The sequence below is a fragment of the Rhodococcus sp. BH4 genome, from assembly GCF_002079265.1.
Lineage (GTDB): Bacteria > Actinomycetota > Actinomycetes > Mycobacteriales > Mycobacteriaceae > Rhodococcus_F > Rhodococcus_F qingshengii.
Genome location: NZ_CP014942.1, coordinates 500,507 through 522,405 on the forward strand (window position 1 = coordinate 500,507; position 21,899 = coordinate 522,405).

Sequence of the window (21,899 nt, forward strand, 5' to 3'; positions counted from 1 at the left end):
TTCAGCTTGGTGGAACCGAACGTGCCCACTGCGTTACGAATGTGCTCTCGTCGGCGCGGGGAGGGAGAGTCCTTCTCGGAAGACCTCGGCTCGTGGAGAGTAGATCCGGAGCGTCAGCTGGAACTCGCCTTCGGGTGAGGGGAGCCAATTCGGCGCTCGGTCCGGGCTGGGCGAAGTGTGTTGGATGAGTAGATCGAGTGATCCGTCGGTGTTGAAGACCAGATCGTCACGGTCACCCAAGGCGAAACGCTCAATCGGGTTTGCGACCTGGAATCCGTTGTTGTCGTAGAGGGTCAGTGACCAGAACGCGTCCGCGGGAGGCAGTTCGTCGTTCTCGAAGTGCAACACGTAGTCGTTCGTTCCGAGGAGTTTGTCGCCTACGTCGTCGGTGTCCCGGTTGGGATAGAGAGCGTCCTCGGGAAGGTTTGCTCCTAGTCCGGCCAAGGCGACCATCGCTCGTAGCCGGTAGCTGGTGCCGTAGGCGCCCGATCCGGTCTGCATCCACTGCCAACCGTTGCGCTCGGTGGCCAGAAGTCCGTCGGTGATCGCCGAAACAATGTTTGCCTGAGCAAGTTTCGTGGCTTCGTCCAGCAATTTCACGAGAGTGTCGTCGGGGGTGAACGGTTCTCCCGGCCGGATACCGAGTTGCTCCATCCTGAACAGCATCGGATAGTCGTTGTCGTGGGGCGTGTTCTCGGCGAGTAGATCTGCGAAGCGAGCGAAGAACTCCCGTCCGTCGAGATTCCAGATCTGGGTTTGCGGTGGTGTGATGTCGTCAACGGATGGATCTGTGCGGACCGCACTAGGTGGCACGTAGTCGGTCCCCCACGCGCTCAATGGCGTAACTCGGAATTGGTTCTGAATTGCGTGGACTGTTGGATAGTCCGCGGCGCCGTTCGCCTGGGTGCGTCCGAGGACCCAGACGTGCGGTGTGCCGGATCGGATCAGCCGGGTTCCGTCGGGAACGACTCCATCCCAGGAACTGTGTGCGATGACGAAACTTCCACCTTCACCGCCGGTGGTTCGTGTGCCGGGGACTGCGATTACGTCAGTCCACATATCCAGGATGGGGACGAGATGGTATCGGTTAGGTGCGTCGGGCGCTGTGAGGACTATCGGTTCGTCCCGTAGGTCCAGCCAGGCCATCGAGTACAAGGTGTCGAAGTTGAACCGGACGACGTCTTTCGCGTCAGCGAGCGGATATTCGCGAAAGTGTGCGAACTGATTGGCGGGTGCGCGACCCGCGACAGCCCGGTCGTCGGCGACATTCGTCGCTTGGCGTCGACTGGCATCCATGATCACAAGCGGGAATGCGTACGTGTATGCGTCTACGGCAAGTGAGAGAAGTTTGTCGTCGGTCATCGAACCTCCATGTGAAAGACTCCGACCTCCCAAAGACTGTCGGGCGAGTCCATGGAAACACCTCAATGGGCCTGAAGTCGCGTCCGCGAGCAGAAATCACCCTGACGGGGTGATTCGTGGCATCCGATTCGTCTGTAGCGCGGTCGCCTACGGTTATGAGGTGCATACCGCTTCCGCACCCGAATGGGTTCGTTCCCCGTGGTTCCTCCTCACTCCACCCGAGTGTCCTGAAGAGTCGATTCCGCGACCGCAGATCGATGCTCTTCTCGATGAGGCAGTTCTTCGATCAGCAGTAACATTGGTGACCGCACCCGCCGGTTCAGGAAAAAGTCATGCGCTGGCGCAGTGGGTTCGAAGTAGCGGTACTACCTTTGCCTGGTTGACGCTCACCCGATACGACACCACCCCGAGTCGGATACTTCGCGGGCTCATTTCTACGCTGCAGTACCGCACTCTTATGTGGGACCGGAGTTCGGTGCAAGAACTGGCGACTTTGAATCCCGACCTGGCGGATCCAGCGGTCGCATTCGAGACTTTGTGGAGATTCTTCGACACGCTCGACGAGCCGGTCGTCGTGATCATCGATGATGCGCATATCGCAGGTCCTGCCCTCGCTGACAGCGTCGTGGCGGATCTCCTGGCATGTCCTCCTCGATCGTTGCGTCTCGTGTTGGCCGGTCGCGGCCCGCTTCTGCCCCCTCTCGCGCCTCCTCATCCGCAGGGTGTGCCGTCGATCGTCGGTTCTGCCGATTTGAACTTCAGAGAGACCGAGATCGCAGCGCTCCGTGCGGCGACGCCCACCGGTCGCCAGGCTATGGCCGCGGCGAAAATTCTGGATGCTACCGGCGGTTGGCCTTTAGCTGTTCGCCTCGTACTGAATCGCGCACCGAGCGCAATTCCTGATGCAGCCTTCGTGCCGTCGCCGGACGGAACATTCGAGTTGACCGACTACGTCGCCGAGCACGTTTTGGGTAGCGTGCGCCCTGAGCTCGCCGATTTCATCCTGGCGACCACGGTGTCTTCTCGATTCGATGAGGCGCTAGCTGACCGGCTCAGTGGACGATCAGATGCAAGACTGCTTCTTCAGGAATGCATCACGTCAGGTCTATTTCTCGACCGGTACACGGACTCGCACAACCGATCGATCTACCGCTGGCATTCCGTTTTCGCCGGCCACTGCCGGATCATTCTCCGCCGCAACGACACCGCTCACGCAGATAGACTGTGCCTCATCGCCGCTGACCATATCCAGAGTCAATTTCCGATGGAAGCGGTCACGCTTGCTCTGCGCGGACACGATCCGCACTTCGCCACGAAAATCATCGAAAACCACTGGCTCGATCTCGTCATCTCCTCACAAGCCGACGCGCTCGAACTTCAGTGCATCTCACTTCCGTCCCCGTGGCGAGAGAGCGCCATGATCCGCGTCGTACGCGCGTGCTGTCGAGATCTTCTCGGCGACCGGGCGGGGGCATCGATGCTCTTCGACCAAGCTCGGGCGGCGATGACCGGTCAACCCGCAGAGAAAATGTCGCTGGTGCTTGCTGTCGCCATCAGCGAACTGGTCCTGGCGGATGACCACACTCAACTTGCCGCGGCGTGCGACACCGTCGACCGTTCACTCCGAGGCACGCACACCCTCACTCCGCCCGTGTACAGCTGCGCAGTGTTCCTGCTGGGATGGACGGAGCTTCGCCTACGCCGAGATACCGGAAGAACAATTCAGTTATTGAGAACTGCCGTTCGCGAATGTCAGATAGCAGGGCAACACACCATTGCGCACCGTGCCGCGGCCAATCTTCGTTTCGCGTTGGCCTTCAGCGGTGATTTCAACGACGCGATGGCAGCTGTTTCTGAGCTCACCGACGCCATCGATCGAGATCATTGGGATAACTACGACGGTGGCATCGATCTATTTGCCGAGGGTTTCGTCGATTATTGGAGAAACGACATCGCGCAGTCCGACAAGAAATTTCAGCAGGTGATCGTCTCGGACAACAGGCAGGCACCGTATGCGGACTTGGCTCGCATATTTCGTGCCCTTATTGCTTGTGCTGCAGGTCGTTCCGACACGCTCGATGTTGCCGAAAGAGATTTGCGATCTGTCAGTGAAGTGGAAGCGCACGGTGTTCCATGGGGGGTTTACAAGCAACTTGCTCTGGCGAAGATCGCCGAAGCACGCGGGCACGGTGATATTGCGGTGGACATCGCCGCGCGAATATCCGACGCCCGATTCGTCCCGGTGGTCTCGGTGATACTCGGAGAGCTGTATCGCCGTCGGGGTGAAAGTGATCTCGCAGTGGAGTTGGTTTCACCACTGACCGATGATGCTGCGCCGTCATTCGTCAGGGTCGCCGCGATGGTCACACTGGCGCTCGTCCACGTGGGCAGCGGCAAGTCGGTGCATGCGCATCAACTGCTCGAGCAGAGTTTGGATATCGCTGAGCCACAGACAATCCTGCGACCGTATGTCGACGGCGGCCAGGACTTGCGTGACCTACTGACCACTCACTCGCAGTGGGGTTCGAAGTACTCGGAGTTCCTCGGTGCAGCCCTGGCTTCGAGCAGCGAGTTGTCGACTCGCCACCATCTGTCCGGACAGAAACTGACTCGTCGAGAGTTGGAAGTGCTCAACTATCTTCGCACCAACATGACGATCGCGGAGATTGCGCAAGCGCTCTATGTGTCGGTGAATACGATCAAATCGCAGAAGCGCTCTCTTTATCGCAAACTCGGGGTCAGCACTCGAAGGGCTGCGGTTGCGATTCGCATGTAACCGGGTACATGCGAATCGCACCTCGTAGCGACGCCGTTGTCGAGGTGGACCTGAGCCCCCGAGAGCGAGCTATCGGATTGCTTTACGCACGGGTGGCGGATTCCAGCGGCCGTCCAGCGCCTGTGGTTGCGGAGCGTAGAGGCGCATCGTGACGCCCAGCGGCCCGAGCGGTGCCGGCAGCCAGTTCGCTTCCCGTTCCGATCCCGGATTCGCATGCTGGAGATAGAGATCGAGAGATCCATCCGAGTTGTACGTCAACGGGTCACGATCACCGATCGCGAAGCGGTCGAGTTCGTTGGCGACCTGAAATCCTTCAGCGTCGTACATGGTGACCGACCAGAACGCATAAACCGGAGGCAGCGCATCGGCATCGAAATGGATGACGTACGGAAGATCCCCTACGAGGATGTCTCCGTCGGCATCCGTGGCGAGAAACGGGTAGACGGCATCTTCAGGGGGATTCGCGCCAAGTCCGATCAGTGTGATGGCCGCCCTCTTGAAATAGTAGTTTCCGTAGACCCCCATGGTCTCGGTGAACGTGGTCCAACCGTTGACCTGCCTTCCCAATGTTGCAAGGGCAGCTCGAAGATCTGCCAGCGCAGCCGTAGCGCCGGCCTCGATTTCGTGAACCTCGGCGTCGGTGAATCGAGTCCGATCGAAGTCCTCGCCAGGAACGATGCCGATCTGAGCGATGCGCGCCAGAACCGAGAAGTCGGTCGAATGTGGCGGATTGACCTTCAGCGCTTCTGCCGCGCGCGTGAAGAAGTCGATCGCAGTGAACTCGTTGACGATCGTCAACGGTTCGGTGGTGGTGTCGCAGTCAGGATCAATGGGATGCTGTGGTGTCGATACCAGAGGTGTCACGGTGAACCCGTCCTGAACGGCGTTCACGGCGTGGTAGTCGTCTGGTCCGTTGGTCTGGGTACGGCCGATGATCCACACGTACGGTGTCGGAGCGGTAATCACCTCGATATCGGCGGGTAGATCACCGGAATAGTGGGGACCGACCACGATCCATTCTGCTGCATCGGTTCCGGTGGTTCGCTTGCCTGGATTAGCGAACACGTCGGTCCACATATCGAGCATCGGAAGCATGTAGAAGCGTTCGTCGGTGTCCGGTACCTGAACTTTGACCGGTCCTGCGGTCAGGTCGAGCCAGGCTACCGAGTAGAGCGTATCGAAATTGACTCGAACTACGACGCGCAGATCCGCGGACGGGAATGCACGTATGTGATGGAACTCGTTCGCGGGCCCGTAACCTGGTTTTGCATTCGCCTCGACGTTAAGCCCTTGCAGCCGGGTAATATCCATCGTCACCAGCGGATAGAGGTAGACGTAGGCCTCGTAGCTCAGTGTGCGTAGGTCACTGGACAAGGTGCTCATAGTTCTCCTGGGTGAGTTCTGCCGAGTTCCGGGTACTGCGGGAACTCTTGTGGGTTTCCGAAGCTGGTTGCTCGGTCGGCCCCGTGAGAGGCGATGTGTCTGTGGCTCAGTCTTCGGAGTCCCATGTGGCTACTGCCCAGATGACGACGATGTCGAGGGCGATGATCAGGATGGACCAGAGTGGGTAGTGCGGAAGCCATAGGAAGTTCGCGATGATCGACAGAGCTGCGATCAGGATCGCCGCAATGCGAGCCCATGAGGCCGCCATCATCATTCCGATTGCGATAGCGATGCCGACGGCGCCGAGCGCGATGTGGATCCAGCCCCAGGTCGTGGTATCGAATTCGTAGACATAGACCGCTCCGACGACAAAGAGGTTGTCGTTGGCCACGGCCGATATTCCTTGGAAGAGGGATATGACGCCGGCGGTGAGAAGAAGGACTGCCGCGGCGAAGTTCGTGCCGATCGCGATGCCATTTCGCACGGGATGAACCTTGGAAGGCGAAGGTGTATTGGTCATGATTTCCTCTCGATCGAGCGTGGTGGGCGGTAAAGTGGACAATCAGTGATCAGAAGGATGCGGGGCCGTGGATGTGTTCTTCTGGCGGTACCACTGCCAGCCTGCGGTGATGACAACAGCGCCGACGAGGGACCCTAGGATTCCGCTGGGGCGCAACGCTATTCCGTCGCCCGAAATCAGACTCACGAGCAAACCGCCGACTAGAGAACCACCGATTCCCGCGATGAACGCGAAGGTCCAGTCCACACGTGCGGTCGTTTTTCCCAGTATCAACTGGGCTGCCGCTCCGATGAGAATCCCGAACAGGAGTATTCCGATGATGAGCATGAGATGAGACCCTTTCGTGGAGTGACGATGCACGACTCGAACGATGTACGTTGCGTCATCTTTCCGGTACGTCCGCATCGGGCGTGGTGAATTCCATGCGAAAAGCACTGACTACGTCGCGATTCGTCCGGTACAGGCGGGCCGATTCCAACAACCCGAATCGTGTGAAGCGTTCCTGTAGAGGTGGCCGCACTCGGGAGAACCCGAGTGTCACCGAGCGGGAACGCAGCCATTCCCTCAGCGCTATCAGGGCGCCGGCGCCGGTCACGTCGATGTCGGTGACGGCTTCGAGGTCCAGGACGAATGTAGTCACCGGATGCGGTGCGGATTCGACTGCATTGCGCGCTCTATCAGCTAGGACCGAGCCGTTGGCAAAGAAGATGGGCGCAGCGAAGCGCATGATGATCACTCCCGGCGCCGTCTCCCTCACGTCGTCAACCTCGTCGAGCAGCGATACGGTCGGGTCATCCGATCCGGCGAGAATATCGACGGCGGGATTGCTTGCTCGGCGCGCAAGGTTGACCAACGACAGGACGAACGCCAAGGTGATCCCACCGATCGGACCTACGACCAGGACGCCGACGAAACATGCTGCGCCGATCGCGCATTCAGCCCTCGATTGTGTCCACAGCTCCCTGAAATCAAGAAATCCGATGAGCTTGAAGACTGCAACGGCGACGATCGCCCCTATCGCCGGAGACGGTATGTCTGCCAGCAAGTCTGTCCCGAACAGAAGCAGCAGCAAGGTTCCCACGGCCAGGACAAGGCTCGGCAGTTGCGTGCGTGAACCTGCGACGTCCATCGCTGCGGTCCGTGACGTCGACGAACCGAGGGTGAACGAGGACGAAAAACCCGATGCGATGTTCGCCGCCCCGAACGCCAGGAGGTCGCGGTTCGGATCTGTGGAGTAGTTGTTCTTCTCGCCGTACTGCCGAGAGACGAGTAGCCCTTCTGCAACGGCAACAGCGGTCAGTGCGATGGCCGAGGGGATCAGGGCGAGCCATGTCGACCAACTGAGCACTGGCACCGAAAATGTGGGGAGACCAGCCGGGACTTTTCCCAGTACCGACACCCCTTTGCCTTGAAGATCGAAAAGGACAGACGCGGCGGTGGCCGCGATCATGACCATCAAGGCCCACGGAGCAGAAGCAATGATCCGTCGCCCCCAGAGAAGTATCAGAATTGAGCTGGTTCCCAGGCACATAGCCCAGAGGTTCGCCTCACCGAGATGGCTTACGAGGTCGAACAACTTCTCACCGAATTCGCCGCCGCTGTTGATCGGCACACCCAGTACCTTCGCCGCCTGGCTGACGGTGATGTCCAACGCCAAACCGCCGACGAATCCGACAAGGATCGGTTTCGACAAGAAATCGGCCAAGAAACCGAGCTTGAACACAGCGCACAACAGAAACATCACACCGCCGAGAATCGCTTGTGCAGCAGCCATCTGGGTGTAGTTTCCACTCCCTGCCGCACCCATACCCATCAACGACGATGCGACCATCGCAGCCGCCGCAGCATCTGGCGAGGCCACGACTTGACGTGAAGAAACGAGCAACGCGAAACCTACCGTCGGCACGATCAATGCATAAAGCCCTGCAGTCGCAGGCAAGCCCGCTATTTGCGCGTATCCGATGTTCAGCGGAACGGATATTGCGAGCAATGTGATCCCAGCAGAGAACTCTCTCAGCCAGTTACTTCTGGTCAAACCCACGACGGGGAGACGCACGAGGTTCTCCTGTCCTGAGTATCGGAGTTAGATGTTCGTCACGGCAGTGCGATGCCAGCGAGCGTTTGTGAACAACGCAATCTTGATGTCCGGCTTCTCGAAGCCGCTCGTTTCGCACTTTTCATGGCATCGGCCGCCTCGAATTTACCGTTTCGACGATCTCCGAACATCACCCCACTGGGGTGAAAATTCCAGGTCGTTGAAACCGCCGCAAGGCCTCTCTGTCCACGGTGAACCCATCTTGCACACACAGAACAAGCAGACGACACTGCGTGCGCGTCCAACTTTTCTGCAGGGGCGCTTTGTTCCGGCGAACGAGTTCAACTTTTCGATGTCACGATCCGCTTCACCAATCAGCCACACAGGTCCGGTTCGGGTGATCACCCGAACACAGCTATCAACTATGTTCACTTATCGGTACTTACAGGACGTCACGTCCACCGACGGTTACGGATCACATATGGACACATCACTTCGGAAACGAGAGATCATTCGGCGCACAATCGATGACCACCTCGTCGCGATGCGGGCGTCACAACCATGGAATGCCACATTTCACGTGATTCACGACTTGATTCATATCGGGATCATCGATCGCGCGATGACGTTGGCTGCACAGTCCTTTACCTCGATTCTGCCCGTCATGATGGCGCTGTCCACCCTCGGGCTGACCGATGTCGTTCCAGGCATGGGCGGTAACGGAATTTCCGCGGTGCTCAAGCACTCCCCGACACCGTCTGTTGCTTTGGGGTTCGTTGGTGTTCTGCTGCTGATGGTCAGCGCGACGTCATATGCCAGAGCTCTCGGTCGATGCCACGCAAAGATATGGCACGTAACAACATTGACTTATCGACAAGCCTGGAGATGGCTGGCCACAATTCTAATCGTCGTCGGGGGGTCGCTCGCCGTCGTCGTGAGCTACTCGCTGTCCGTTGACGACACAACGGCACGAGTCATGGCACTCATTCTTCAATCCGTTATCTGGTGGTCTGTCTGGTCCAGTGTTCCTGCGATTTTGGTGCCTTATTACTTCAGCAGAGCAACCCTCTTCGCCTGCGGCGGCATCACGTCCATAGGTCTGATCACCCTCCAACTCGCAACACCGTTGGTGGTCCCGAGATTGATCGAAACCTCGGGACAACAATTTGGTGTGTTGGGAGTAATGGTCACACTTGTCGGTTGGTTGTTCGCCTTTTCTGTTGTCGTGATCGGCGCACCTGCTCTCGTGAAGTCACTGCAGGAGTCCCGGACTTGCGACGTGAGTCCTCGGAGATTTCCCGATCCTCGCGCTCTGCGCAGCGTGTAACGAGCCGGCGCCACTTCATGCACCGCAAGGAGCTCTCGATGGTGGTGCCGCCAGATGTTGCGGGACCGCCAGCGCGAAGAGTGGAAGTTCAGCCGCGGCTGACTCTGTCTGTGTATTTTTCGCCGGGACGGAATAACGTGCTTCGAGCGAGAGCGGTTGGTCAACTCGAAGACCCGCGGGGCACAGATTTCGGTGACATCGACCGAATATTTTAAGAGCGTGGCCCGTGTCTTCCCGCCGTTGGTCGATCTGTGGGACTACTTTATCCGCCGAGAGGGTGGGCACTGGTTTCATGGGTTTCGTGCGCGGCGTGAGTGCATCACGCCGCGCACGAAACCTAACTTCCGCCAAGCGAGCCGGATCCGAGTGATCCCGATCCGGGGATAGGAGGTTCTGGTGTTTCAGGATCTACCGGATACGGCTCGGAGTCGGGTGAATCACCGTCGACAGTGAGCAGAAGGGCGCTGGCAGGCTCGCCGGCTGCCGCGTCGACGACGATTGCTCGGGTGAAGGTTTCACCGTCACCGCGCCTCAAGACGAGTGTGTGCTGGCCGGGCGGGGTGCTGGCCGGGATGGTGATGGTGCCAGCGGCAAAGCCGTCGTCTCCGATCTCGAAGCTTCCGAGATCGGTGGGCGCCGAGTACATGAAGACGTTGACAATCTTCGACACTCCCGTCGAGACTCCGCTTTTCGCCGTGTAAACGATGTCGATCTTCTGTCCTGGGCGGGTCGAGTACTGCCGGTCGAGGTCGGTGCTCGTGCCGGGTTGGGTACTGGCGGTGTGGGTGTTCAGTGGTCGACCGAGGGCTTGGAGAGCTGAGTTCGCGGCACAGATGGTGGTGAACTGTTGCAGGCTCGTGTAAGGGCAGGCGATGTCACTGAGTTCGTACGAAGTGTGGATTCTGGCGCCGAGGCCGTTCTGCGGGTTGATGCCGATGAACGTGGTCGGGTCGCTGAGTCCGTCGGCGAAGGATGCGTCGCATACCAGGTCACCTGGCCGGCAGATGGATGTGACGACGCCGGGGTGTGCGTTGACGAAAGCGTCGGTTCCCGGTTTCCTCGTGTGTACCAGCGCCCCTGCAGTATTCGCGCCGCCGATGTTCTCGGGTCCGGAGGCCCTGTGGACGGGCGAGGCGATCAGGACGGTCTTCGTCACCAGCGCTGCGAGCGCCGGATCGTTGTCATTGATCCAGGCCAGTGCGTCTTCGATGACGTGCGCCCCTTGCGAATAGCCGGACAATATCACCTTCGGAAGCTCTGCGCCGCAGTAGGACTTGAGGCGACTCAGTACCGTATGCACGCCTGCGGCGCCGAGGTCGACCGAGGACCTGTAGTTGATCGGATAGTCGAGGGCCCCGATCTCAACTTCCACGGCAGGGTAGGCGATGCCCAGAGGAACGAACGTGTCACGGGAGCTCTTGCCGACATACCCCGACACTGCTCCGACCGGGGTGCCTATGCCTCGATTGGGGCGGTCAGCGCCGTAGAAGAACAGCCCGAATTCGTCGGCGAGTTGTTGGACCATTCCCGAGGGGTGGGAGCCGTTCGCATCTCCGTCACCGGAGCCTGGTTGCGGATCTTCACCTGAGCCCCGGACGCCGAGGAAGTAGGTCGTGCCTGCGCACCCATTGGACGGCGGCGCTCCGACCTGCACCGGGGTCAGTCGGTCCTGGGTGCTGCCCTCGCCTAGCTGACCGGAACTGCCTGACCCCCAGCAGTAGGCGTCGCCGCCGGTAACGACGGCGCACGTGTGCTGGTATCGGCCGGCGGTGATGTCGGTGACGCCGGTGATCTCGGCGACCTGCACCGGGGACCACCGGTCTTGGGTGCTGCCGTCGCCCAATTCGCCGTTGCTGCCCGAGCCCCAGCAGCGGGCGATGCCTGCGGTGATGGCGCAGTTGTGAAAGGCGCCGGCGGTGATGTCGGTGACGCCGGTGATCCCCGATACCTGCACCGGAGTCAACGCGACCTGGGTGCTTCCGTCACCGAGCTGGCCGGAATTCCCTGTTCCCCAGCAGCGGGCAATGCCGCCTGTAACGATGGCGCAGGTGTGGCTGAGGCCGGCGGTGATGTCGATGGCACCGGTGACTCCGGCGACCTGCACCGGGCTCGGTTCGATCCAGTCGCCGGCACGCACTTGGCTTCCGCTGTTGTATCCCCAACAGCGCACGGTGCCGCCGGTGGTGATCACGCAGGTGTGAGACCAGCCGACGGTGATGGCGACGGCGCCGGTGATCCCGGGCACCTGCACCGGGGTCAGATGTTCCTGGCCAGCTCCGAGATAGTCGGAAGGGTCAGCGGTTCCGTCCCCGAGCCGACCGTAATTGCCTGATCCCCAGCAGTAGACGTCACCGCCGCCTGCGATTGCGCAGGTATGAACGACACCAGCTGCTATCGAGGTGGCGCCGGTGATTCCCGCGACCTGCACCGGGGCCCACCGGTTCATTTTGGCTCCGTCACCCAACTGGCCGTTATCGCCTGATCCCCAGCAGTAGACGGCGCCGCCGCCGGCGATGGCGCAGTTGTGGTCGTAGCCCACCGTGAGGGCAGTGACGCCGCTGATTCCAGCGACCTGGACCGGCGTGTTCGACTGGCTTTGGAAGATTCCCGCCCCCAACTGACCCTGAGCATTGGTCCCCCAGCAGTAGACGGTGCCTATCTCAGCGATCGCGCAGGTATGTCCTTCCCCGGCTGCAATCGCAGTGACCGGGGGTAGCGAATCGCTCGCTCCGGGATCAGCATTCGCTGCGGGCCCACCTACCACGCCGGGGGCGATGACCAACATGGTGGTCAAGAACAGGGCAGCGCCGAGCACAACCAAAAGCCGTGGCACTCGTGCAGTGCGCAGTCGTCCGCGAGGAGACAGGGTCATTGCTACTCCGTAGATGTCAGGGGTAGATCGGGTAGTCCTGCAAGAGTCGGCTCCGAGAGGTGGGTACAAGCCACATCGGCGCTTCCCCACTTTGCCCACGGCGGTGCGTCGGTCTTGGCCGTCGTATAGACCAAAGGCAGACCAGTTGGGTTCGTCTAGGACGAATTAATACAGTACTTTGAGAGCGCTCGCGTGCCGTGCCCCCAAAAATGGGGGCACGGCACGAAGATTCTGAGCGAGCACACGGTGCATGGTGTTGGCGAAAACACCAGGTTCAGGCCGTCATATAGCTGAATTACCTGCTTCAGACATGCGAAGACGGGTGTGCTGTGGAGAGAATCCGCGAGGGTCTTACGGTCATGCGCGGTATCCGTGGGCCATGTCCAACCGAGTTCATCGCGGGTAGACACTCCGAAGCTTCGAAGCAAGCAAGGACATTCCGAGAAACCTCCTTGCTAGACGGAACGCTTCTGTCCGCAATCCCGAAAACGGTCTTGGTCTCAACAGGTCAACGCATCACCGACGATAACGGATCAACCCCAGAAGGTCGGCGAGTGGAACAGTGCCGATCGCTGGGGTCATCGGTCGAATGGTCTACCAGCGCAACAACAACGTCAAACGCGTAGGACAAGCGTTCAACCCGACGGAACTGTTCAGCAAGTACTCCGTGTTCCGCCGCGACCGCACGATACGAGTTATCAAAGTCCCCGGCCTATGCAGCTGAAAAGCCGAGACTTAGCCAGTGGACGACAGCGGCGCGCGGGTTTCTGTCCCCGGGTGCGCGGTGCACGTCAGCACGGCGACGCCCGGTTCTTCGCGGCAAGGCTAGGGCGCAGTTCCATCCTGTCGATCCGCCGGGCAGGTGGCTCCGTTGCTGGGCGACGGCCAGACTCCGACGCAACAGCGACGGGCCTCATCCTGAGCGGTGATCGGCAAGGATCATGGCAGGAGGTCGAGGTAGTGGGAACGGGCTTTCATGGCGTGGATGAGCAGTTCGTTTCCGCTGTCGAAGCGCAGGACGACTAGTTCGAGGAGGCGGCCGTCAGGGTCGAAGCCCAGCCGGAATTGGCGCGCGGGGTTGTCGTCGTCCAGATCTGCGATATACACGTGGTGCTCTGCCGCGTAGATCCCGGCCTTTTCGTTGATTCCGTGTTTGAGTGCGGATTTATGTGCCTTCACGCGACCTGGGTCCAGGCGCGCACCGCTTCTCGGATCGCTTCGGATCGGGAGACGTGTTCCTGCTCTGCGCGCGCGTTCAACGCCTCGAGCAGTGCGGCGTCCATACGTACGGGCACTACGGCCCCGGGGCCGACCCCGACGGTGGGTCGGCCGCGCTTGCGTAACTTTTCGACGTCGTAGCCGGTCTCGGCTTCGTCTGCCCATTCTTCGATCATGTCGTCGGTGACAGGCTGTCCGTTGATCGCTTCGTGAGTCATGGATATTAGTGTAATACGAAATTCTTGATCAGGGACGTTTCTGGATCCCGCTGCCGGTCGTCACACGCCCGCGCTCTACATGTCCGGATACCGCGGCGGGATCCAAAGTTTCTGGCGAAAATGCACGATAGCCAATACCGAGATATTCCGACAGGCCACCGAAGAAGTTACGGCGGGTACAGATCCCGAGACCGTCGCCACGCGCATCAAAAGGAAAGCCAGATTCGCCAACTCCCTCTTCGAACAGGCGATGAACTATCGATACATCACCCAGTCGGGAGACTCGTCCCGCTTGATTTCCGCAAGTCAGACCGGATGGATCAACATCACCGTTCATCCCCACACGGTAATTGCGGTGAACCCGTAACCAACGACGGGGAAATAAGGTGCACGATGCAGTTTGCTGACAGCTTCTGACGATGGGTTTTCCGGTGTTGAGACAGAGCACGATGATGTAGACGTTGAACGCTCAGCCGATTCCCTCGCCGTACGGCCACTGGTTCAGATGCGGGGCCGTTCCGTCGAAGATCGACCGCAGAGCGCACGAACTCGCCAACCGGTATCCGATGGGGCAGCCATCTGGTCGGACACCACGGCACTCGTCGACTCCCTCGGATGATTCTCAGAAGTGTTCAGCCATACCGATACCCACAGGGCTCTCGGACAGTGCCTCGCGTGCAGCGAAGCCGACGCCCTCACCGCACTCCTCACGCTCACAGGCCGCGCCGACGGAGCACAATTGCTCATCGAACACCACGGACGAGGCGACGAACCGGACGAGAACCACTATCGGAAGTCGGTCCGAGCAGGGGAGGGAACACCTAAAGCCCAGTGATCCGGATCATGTTAATAGGTTCGTATTAACCAGTTAAAAACGGTAGAAACAGGTTAATTGGATTGCAATTAACCTATGACTAACGCCGAAGACATCACCCGCGGATTAACTCTCAAGTCTACCGCAGTGCCCACCATAGAGATTGCACCCACGCCGGAATCACCTCACGCGCAACCTGACTGATTCTCGTCGGAGTCCTCGACTGCACCGAGTGCATCACCGGAAAAGAATGGCCACCCACGTCAGTATCGATCGTGTAAGCAGTATTCGCTGGGAGTTACTACAAGGATACCGGGCCGTTGCTTTTCGTTTGCCTGCTCACTGGATTCCGGCAGATCGCTGAAGTGGATTTTGTTGCAGCATTTGATTTCCCGGTCTTGTGACCATTGGCGAAGAAACACCGGTTGGATCAGTGATTCCCAAGAACAGCACATTTAACCTTACAGTTCTGTTGGAAATGCGGAGCTGGACTCGTGTCGCTAGCTGAGCATCATGCGGCCGTGTGTCAGTACAGGTACATCGCCGCGCTCCGGGCAGGTGGCGAAGAACCAAAGCGTAGAGCCCTCGTTCCAGACCGAGATTCGTAGGCTGTGACCGGGCAACACATAGCTGGAGAAACGAGCATTGAAACTGCCTACCCGTGCGGTATTCCCACCTAGTATCTCGTCCACCAGTGCTTTGCAGACAATCCCGTATGTCGCCAATCCGTGCAGGGTGGGCCGCTCGAAGCCTGCCTGCCGAGCGAATATTGGATCCACATGTAGTGGATTCCTCCCACCATTCAGTCGGTACAGCAGGGCTTGATCCGGACGGGTTGTTCGATGGATGACCATATCTGGTGCGCGGTCGGGCAATACTGTTGGCGTTTCGGTCGACGGGGTCTTCTTGCCCTGCCCGCCTTCGTCTTTGGCCCATATGCTTGTTCTACTGGTCCAGTAGGGCTCTCCGCTCGCTGTCATTGCGAGGGATTCCATTTCGATGACGGCGGCGTTTCCTCGATCCGACACGTTTATCATGCGCGTTGTAATCATGGCGGAGTCTCCGGGAGCGACTGGACGGTGAATAACCAATTTCTGGCCTGCATGCAGGAGTTTCGCGGGCGCCACGTCGATTCCTGGTAGCGCCGTCGTATTCGGAGTGCTCGGCGCCGAGACCCCTTTTCCTGCAACCATTGCGAACGTGGGAAGTACCTGCAGGTTTCGCTCGTAGACCCAGCGTTGTTCGGTGAGGTCGGTTGGATCAGATCCTGCGCCTATGCTCAGGTGGTACAGCAAAACGTCCCGTTTGGTCCATTGCAGGCGCTGCACGGTGGGTTTCACCGAAAGTGCGGCTGCGACGTCGATCGGCATCAGATCACCTTTGCGGACCGTAGTTCGGTGAGGTCCTCGTCATTGAATCCGAGCAGGGTTCGGTAGATTTCGTCCGTGTGGGCGCCCAATGCGCATCCGAGCGTTTCGATGCGACCCGGCGTCTCGCTGAAGTGCGGTAGCGGTGCAACCATCGAAATTTCGCCGAAATCTGGATCCTCGACATCGACGATGGTGCCCCGCTCGCGGTAGTGGGGGTTGCTGGCGATGTCGGCGACGTTCATGAGGGGAGATGCAGGAATGCCTACCGCACTGAGGATCTCGGTTGCTTCATCGGCATTCTTCTCTGCTGCCCACTCGCCGATGATCTTGTAGAGGTATTCGGGGTTCTCCGCGCGCGCGGCGCGCGTAGCGAAGCGCGGGTCGTCGGCAAGATCGGGTCGGCCCAAGACCTGTGCGAGGCGGCGGAACAGCGGATCGGTTCCCGCGTGCACAGCAATCCGGCGGCCGTCTGCAGTATCGAAGTCACTCGCCGGAACCAATGCCGGATTACGGTTACCGCTTCGCTCCCGGGTCATGCCATTCGAGGAGTAGGACAGCAGCGCATCCTCACTGGCCCGGAACCCTGCCTCGTAGAGTGAGGAGTCGATGATTTGCCCCCGTCCACCGTTGGCGTCTCGGTGGTACAGGGCAGTCACTGTGGCGAAAGCTGTCAGGTAGGCGGCCATATAGTCGATCATCGCGAATCCTGTTCGCACCGGCGGGCGGTCGGGTTCACCGCTCACATAGGTGAGCCCGGAGAATGCGCTGGCGATCCTGTCGAATGCACCCCGATCTCGATAAGGTCCGGTCAGACCGTAGCCGGTGACGAAGACGAAGACGCCGTGCGGATTGACTGCTTGCATCGACTCGGGGGACAGTCCCCATTTTTCGAGCGTGGGCAGGCGGTGGTTGCTGACGACCACGTCGAAATTGGGGATGAGTTCACGCAAAATTTGCTGCCCTCGGGCCTGTCTCAGATCGAGGGTGACGGACTTTTTGTTTCGCCCCTCCTGCGCCCACTGCAGTGAGCGCTTTCCCGGGGTGCCGGAATTTCCACGGAGGAAGTCGCCCGCGGTCGGCTCCTCGACCTTGACGACCTCGGCGCCGAAGTCGGCAAGGAATGTAGTGGCGACGGGTGCCGCGATAACCGAGGAGATGTCCAGGACCCGGATGCCTTCAAGGGGTAGTTCAGCCATGTTCTTCAGCGTCCTTCGATGTCGTGCCGTGAGTGGGATTTTGTCGTCAGGTGTCTCGGATGGGCTCTCGGCTCGGCGGGTGGGGCCGAGTTAATGCGCCCACGAAGCTGCGTTCGCAACCGGTTCTCGAGTCGTCTGAAAGCCATTGGCGGGATGTTCTTCGTCGGCGTAGCCGAACGAGATTGCGCAGACGATCTTGCGGTTGTTGTCCAGTCCCAAGAATTCGCGGATGAACTCGGCGTAGCCGGCCAGCGCTGCCTGAGGAATGCAGGCGACACCGAGGCTCTCCGCTGCGAGCAGGAATGTCCCGACATAGAGTCCGCAGTCCACCGCGCCGTACACACCGAGGGCGTCCTCAGTGGTTATCACTGCGACGTGAGGGGCTCCGAAAAATTCGAAGTTCTTCATCGCTTGTCCTACTGACGCGACACGGTCACCTGGCTCGATGCCCAGAGCGCCGTAGAGCTGGGCCGCACAGTGTCGTCGCCGGGCGCGATACTCACCTTCGTATGCATGTGGGAACGGAAAGTCCGGTTGATGTGGTCCACTACGCACGTGTTGGACTAAGCCACGCCGAAAACGCTCGGTAGCGTCTTTGCTTGTGATGGTGGCGTGCCAAGGTTGGGTGTTGCACCAGGATGGCGACTTCTGTGCCATCTCGAGAATTCGCTCGACGATATCGGTGGGAACTGTCTCCGGGCGAAAGGCGCGGCAGCTTCGTCGGTCCTGCAGAATCGCGTCCAGGACTTCGGGACGTCCCGTGGTGTGGAGCTCTGAATCAGGCACTGAGCCAAGCCTTTCCAAAAAGCATGATGGAGTCCATGCTTGGTTCGATACCGTGAACGCCGGCCGCCCACAGAGTGAAAGTCGGCGCCGCGCCGAGTGTGACGAACGGGAGGGTCTCGTTCACCAGGCCCTGAAGTTCTTCGAGCAATTCTCGACGTGCATCCGAGTCTGCATCTGTTGTCTGAAGTTGAGAGAGCAAGGCGTCCATGCGTGGGTTCGAATATCCCAGGTAGTTATTGTTGGACGTACTATTCAGTGCTGATGTCAGTTTGTTGACGGGTGCGGCAGCGGGCAAGCTGATGCCGGAATAGCTGATGTCGTAGTCGTGCGCGACGTTGAGTCTTTTGGTTACATCGCCGGCGCTGTTCTCCAGCTCCAGTGTGACTGTGAAGCCCACCGCTTGGAGCATGGACTGCACCGCGAGTGCAGTGGCTTGCGATTTCGCTGCGGCGATGCCCAGAAACGATAAGTGTCCGTCGTATCCGTCGCTCTTTGCCTCGTCGAGGAGTCGTTTCGCAGCCTCTGGGTTGTAATCCAGTCCGCTGACTTCACCGTGCAGCGGGGACCACTCGGGGAAGATCGAGGATCCGGGCAGGCCAGCGCCTTTGTCAACGCGTTCGTTGAAAGTGTCCAAATTGACGGCGTGAGCAATGGCTTGACGCACGCGAACATCGGCACCGGGGCGACCTGGACGGTTGTTGATCATGACGACGCTGGCGAGGGGCACCGTCTCGATATATCCGGGATAACCCTCCGTCCGGGCGCGCTGTACCGCCTCAGAGGAACGGATGAATCCAACTTGGACATCGTTCACATTGAGGGCCTCAATCTTTTCCGTATCTCCGGTCAACCCGACGAAGCGCAGAGCATCCAGATATGGCTTTCCGCCCCAATAGTCCGGTCTTGCCTTGAGTCGGAGTTCCTCATTTGGCCTGAATTGGTCAATTGTGAAGGGTCCAGCTCCGATGGGAGTGAATTGCTCACCCGCGACAGAGCTCGCGGAGACGACCATGCCGTAACCGCTGGCGAGTGTTGCGGGAAACTCTGTCCACGGCTGTTTCAGCGTGAACGTGATCGAGCGAGGTCCCGAGGTTTCCGCGGACGCGACATTCGACTTCCATAGTTGGCTTCCGGGGCCGTTTGCGTTGGTGTATCGGTCGATGCTCGACATCACCGCGGCTGCAGTCACATCATTTCCGTCGCTGAACGTAACCTCGTCGCGTAGTTGCAGGACCCACTGCAACCCATCCGATGACACAGTCAAAGACTCGGCCAAGTGTGGGACGAACGTGCCGGAAGTGGGCTCATAGCGCATCAGAACGTCGTAGATAGCCGCCATTTCATTGCCACCGGTCGCGCCCAGCGCCGGGGTCTTAGCCGGGTCGAGGTTGGTGACATTGGAATAGGCGGCCATCGTCACGGTGCCGCCGCCGGTGGGTTCGGTGGATGTTTGCTGCCCGCCGACGATCCCATTATCGACAGCTCCCGTAGGCGTTTCCGTCAGATCCGCGCCGCTGGAGTCGCACGAGGCCAAGAGTGTCATCGTCAGCAGGGCGATGCCGATCATCAATCGAGTGGATCGAGCACCGCTTCGTCGAAGCGGCAAGAACACGCGCATGGATCCTCCAGCCTGTGAACTAGCATAATGTTACTAACGAAACGCTAGCAGCAATGGGGTTCCATCACAAGGATTTTCGACCACTCGGTTCAGGGGTCAAGACCAGGCTCGCGAACTGTTAGCGTTGTTTCGATCCAGAGGAGGGGCGATGACCGAATTACCGAAGTCTGAGGACAACCGTGGCTCGCGCAGGTCTCGCGACCGGAAGGCAACTGAACAACGGATGCTCGATGCGGTGACACGACTGCTCGAGCGCGACGGTGTGCTGGCGGGCATCAACCTCCGGGAGGTGGCGGACGAGGCCGGTGTCAATCGCGGCCAGGTCTACCAGTATTTCGGTTCGAGAAGAGGTCTACTTCGTGCTGCAATTGCCCAGCACAGCTGGGGAGAAGCCGCGATTTTCCAGGCCGACCGCGCGCTACCGTTCACACAGAGGCGCGCGCGTGTGCTGGAAGAGACGATCCGTGCACAAGAAGCTTTGCAGCTTACCGCGCTTCTCGTGCTCGACGGAGATCCTGATGTACGACTGTTCCCTCAGCTGGATCGCAGCAAGGCCGATCTCGAGCGCGATCAGAAAGAGGGGGATCTGCACCCCGATCTTGATCCGGTCGCAGCCCATGTCATGACTGCCGCAATGAACTACGGCTACACCATCTTTCGTGAGCAGATGAGTCGCGAGACAGGTATTCCGGTAGAACAGCTCGACGAGCGCGTCACTGAGGTGGCAGTCCGTATGCTCACGGGTCTGTCAAAATGAGCGACTGCGCATTCTCCCATTATCCGGGAGCCGCTAAAGATCGTGAGTCACTGCTCATGCCGACCCAATTCGCAAATATCCTGCTTGTCTGCCAGGCACTGGTGCCGGTGTGAGCCACTCCAGCTGATCGAACCTTTCCGCACCCCGGTCGGTGAGGAGAGACATGTCAATTCCAAGGATGAGCGGATTCCAAAATTGGGGCCGCTCGATGTGAGAGCGACCCCAAATGCTTTGTGATTCAGGAAATATGCTTGACGCTGATGACGCGGGTTTGTAAGAAATCCTCGATGCCCGCGAGACCGCCTTCTCTGCCGAAGCCGCTGGACTTGGTACCGCCAAACGGCAACTCGACCTCCAACGCGTTGTGCTGGTTGACCCACACCGATCCGGCGTCTATCCGCTCGGCGACTGCGGTCGCCGCAGCTTCGTCAGCACCCCATACCGATGCTCCGAGCCCGAATTCCTGGGCATTGACCGTCGCGATCACCTCGTCCAGGCTGCTGTAGGCGACTACGGGGAAGACCGGACCGAACTGCTCCAACGCCACGATTTCGGCGGAATCGTCGACGCCGCAGACCAATGTCGGTTCGAGGAAATAGCCCGGCAGGTCGGTGCCGGGTTTTCCGCCGGCCACGATCGTGGCACCACCGGCCACTGCCTTGTCGAGCAGTCCCTGCACGAAGGCGAGTTGCGCCTTGCTGTGAAGAGGCCCCATCCCCGTACCGGGTGCGAGTCCGTCACCCACGGTGAGCCTGGCCATGAGTTCGGAGAAGATCCGACAAAACTCGTCCACCTTGCCTTCCGGTACATAAGCACGTTTGGGTGCGACGCACATCTGTCCGGCATTGAAGAAGGCCGAGTTCACGAGAAATTGCGCAGTGGAAGCGATATCGGCGTCATCAAGCACGATCGCCGGATCGTTGCCACCCAGTTCGAGAGTGACCGGTGTGATGGCCTCGGCTGCTTGTTTCATGATCAACTTGCCGACTCCGGTGGATCCGGTGAAGGTGACCTTGCGAATCAACGGGTGTTCGACGAGTGCTTTACCGATGGCCGGCCCGCCGTGGACGACCTGAATCACGCCCTCCGGCAGAATCGCGGCAAGGACCTCGACGACCTTGTCCACCACAAGGGAGACGGACTCGGCCGGCTTCACGACGACGGTGTTACCGGCGGCGAGCGCTGGTGCGATCTTCGCGACCATCAGAAAGACCGGGAAATTCCACGGCACGATAGCGGCGACAACCCCGAGTGGCACCCGCTGTATCCGGGCGGTTCGTCCCACGACGTCGGGTCCGAATTCCTCGTCAGCCCAATCGATCTGAGCCGCGTGCGTGAAGTTTTTCGCGCTGACCCACATCTCGCCGCCGGCTTCGATGGCCGTCTTGCCCTGTTCCTTCACCAGCAGGGGCACGATCTCGGCGCTCCTGCGTGTCAGCTCGAGAGCGCAGGAGTGCAGCAACTCTTGCCGGTATGTGCGGTCGGTTTTCCACTGTGCGAAGGCTGAGTCCGCGTTCCGGACGGCCTGATCCAGCTCCTCCTCGGTCGTGATCGGAATACGCCCGATCTCTTCGAGCGTGGCGGGATTGATCGATACGAGTTCGTTCATCGTCTGTTCTCTCATCGTCGTGACTCTCATCGTGTGCC

Annotated in this window: 18 protein-coding genes; 3 read left to right on the forward strand and 15 right to left on the reverse strand. The window is 59.7% G+C overall.

All coding sequences use genetic code 11. From position 1 onward, the window contains the following. Positions 1–33: 33 nt before the first annotated feature. Positions 34–1,362, reverse strand: coding sequence for a DUF1254 domain-containing protein (locus A0W34_RS31705; protein ID WP_081559678.1), 1,329 nt, complete (start codon positions 1,360–1,362; stop codon positions 34–36). Between the two features lie 301 nt (positions 1,363–1,663). On the opposite strand from A0W34_RS31705, the gene A0W34_RS31710 reads away from it, so the two are divergent. Next, entirely contained in the window at positions 1,664–4,138 is a 2,475-nt protein-coding gene (locus A0W34_RS31710; RefSeq protein WP_198035748.1) for a LuxR C-terminal-related transcriptional regulator, read from the forward strand. 69 nt (positions 4,139–4,207) lie between these two features. On the opposite strand, the gene A0W34_RS31715 is transcribed toward A0W34_RS31710, so the two are convergent. The 4 genes from A0W34_RS31715 to A0W34_RS31730 form a co-directional block, all read right to left on the reverse strand. Beyond that, positions 4,208–5,521, reverse strand: a complete 1,314-nt coding sequence (locus A0W34_RS31715) for a DUF1254 domain-containing protein (protein WP_081559469.1) — start codon at positions 5,519–5,521, stop codon at positions 4,208–4,210. Positions 5,522–5,627: 106 nt separating this feature from the next. Beyond that, positions 5,628–6,041 (reverse strand): DUF7144 family membrane protein, encoded by a 414-nt coding sequence (locus tag A0W34_RS31720; protein ID WP_081559471.1) that lies wholly within the window; start codon positions 6,039–6,041, stop codon positions 5,628–5,630. Positions 6,042–6,083: 42 nt separating this feature from the next. Next, positions 6,084–6,368, reverse strand: a complete 285-nt coding sequence (locus tag A0W34_RS31725) for a hypothetical protein (protein WP_076948908.1) — start codon at positions 6,366–6,368, stop codon at positions 6,084–6,086. A 55-nt stretch (positions 6,369–6,423) separates the two neighbouring features. Further along, positions 6,424–8,097, reverse strand: coding sequence for a SulP family inorganic anion transporter (locus A0W34_RS31730; RefSeq protein WP_081559473.1), 1,674 nt, complete (start codon positions 8,095–8,097; stop codon positions 6,424–6,426). A 67-nt stretch (positions 8,098–8,164) separates the two neighbouring features. Between A0W34_RS31730 and A0W34_RS31735 the strand changes: the two genes are divergently transcribed. Beyond that, the gene (locus tag A0W34_RS31735; protein WP_156888992.1) at positions 8,165–9,403 is read left to right on the forward strand and encodes a hypothetical protein; all 1,239 of its coding nucleotides are present in this window, start codon (positions 8,165–8,167) and stop codon (positions 9,401–9,403) included. Between the two features lie 337 nt (positions 9,404–9,740). On the opposite strand, the gene A0W34_RS31740 is transcribed toward A0W34_RS31735, so the two are convergent. The 9 genes from A0W34_RS31740 to A0W34_RS31775 all read right to left on the reverse strand — a co-directional run bounded on the left by A0W34_RS31740 (position 9,741) and on the right by A0W34_RS31775 (position 19,444). Then, on the reverse strand, positions 9,741–12,275 hold the full coding sequence (locus tag A0W34_RS31740; RefSeq protein WP_081559475.1) for a cutinase family protein: 2,535 nt from the start codon (positions 12,273–12,275) through the stop codon (positions 9,741–9,743). Between the two features lie 939 nt (positions 12,276–13,214). Then, positions 13,215–13,454 (reverse strand): toxin, encoded by a 240-nt coding sequence (locus A0W34_RS31745; protein WP_076948904.1) that lies wholly within the window; start codon positions 13,452–13,454, stop codon positions 13,215–13,217. After that, a complete protein-coding gene (locus tag A0W34_RS31750; RefSeq protein ID WP_076948903.1) occupies positions 13,451–13,711 on the reverse strand; it encodes a ribbon-helix-helix domain-containing protein in 261 nt (86 codons plus the stop codon). The genes A0W34_RS31745 and A0W34_RS31750 overlap by 4 nt, the downstream gene beginning before the upstream one ends. Before the next feature lie 28 nt (positions 13,712–13,739). Beyond that, entirely contained in the window at positions 13,740–14,048 is a 309-nt protein-coding gene (locus tag A0W34_RS32975; protein ID WP_143541236.1) for a hypothetical protein, read from the reverse strand. A 285-nt stretch (positions 14,049–14,333) separates the two neighbouring features. Continuing rightward, positions 14,334–14,498 carry a hypothetical protein gene (locus tag A0W34_RS32980; RefSeq protein WP_156888993.1) on the reverse strand — a complete coding sequence of 55 codons (165 nt, stop codon included), beginning with the start codon at positions 14,496–14,498 and terminating at the stop codon, positions 14,334–14,336. A gap of 527 nt (positions 14,499–15,025) precedes the next feature. After that, a complete protein-coding gene (locus A0W34_RS31760; protein WP_076948901.1) occupies positions 15,026–15,895 on the reverse strand; it encodes a MaoC/PaaZ C-terminal domain-containing protein in 870 nt (289 codons plus the stop codon). Next, complete coding sequence (locus A0W34_RS31765; protein ID WP_081559477.1) at positions 15,895–17,091, reverse strand: CaiB/BaiF CoA transferase family protein; 1,197 nt, start codon at positions 17,089–17,091, stop codon at positions 15,895–15,897. The genes A0W34_RS31760 and A0W34_RS31765 overlap by 1 nt, the downstream gene beginning before the upstream one ends. A gap of 90 nt (positions 17,092–17,181) precedes the next feature. Beyond that, the gene (locus A0W34_RS31770; protein ID WP_076948899.1) at positions 17,182–17,877 is read right to left on the reverse strand and encodes a nitroreductase; all 696 of its coding nucleotides are present in this window, start codon (positions 17,875–17,877) and stop codon (positions 17,182–17,184) included. Beyond that, positions 17,870–19,444 carry an ABC transporter substrate-binding protein gene (locus A0W34_RS31775; RefSeq protein WP_198035749.1) on the reverse strand — a complete coding sequence of 525 codons (1,575 nt, stop codon included), beginning with the start codon at positions 19,442–19,444 and terminating at the stop codon, positions 17,870–17,872. Before A0W34_RS31775 ends, A0W34_RS31770 begins: the two co-directional genes overlap by 8 nt. A 274-nt stretch (positions 19,445–19,718) precedes the next feature. On the opposite strand from A0W34_RS31775, the gene A0W34_RS31780 reads away from it, so the two are divergent. Continuing rightward, positions 19,719–20,252: a TetR/AcrR family transcriptional regulator gene (locus A0W34_RS31780; protein ID WP_179090799.1), complete on the forward strand. Its 534-nt coding sequence runs from the start codon at positions 19,719–19,721 to the stop codon at positions 20,250–20,252. A gap of 238 nt (positions 20,253–20,490) precedes the next feature. Here the strand turns inward: A0W34_RS31780 and A0W34_RS31785 are convergent, their stop codons facing one another. Further along, a complete protein-coding gene (locus A0W34_RS31785; protein ID WP_198035750.1) occupies positions 20,491–21,876 on the reverse strand; it encodes an aldehyde dehydrogenase family protein in 1,386 nt (461 codons plus the stop codon). Positions 21,877–21,899: the final 23 nt, after the last annotated feature.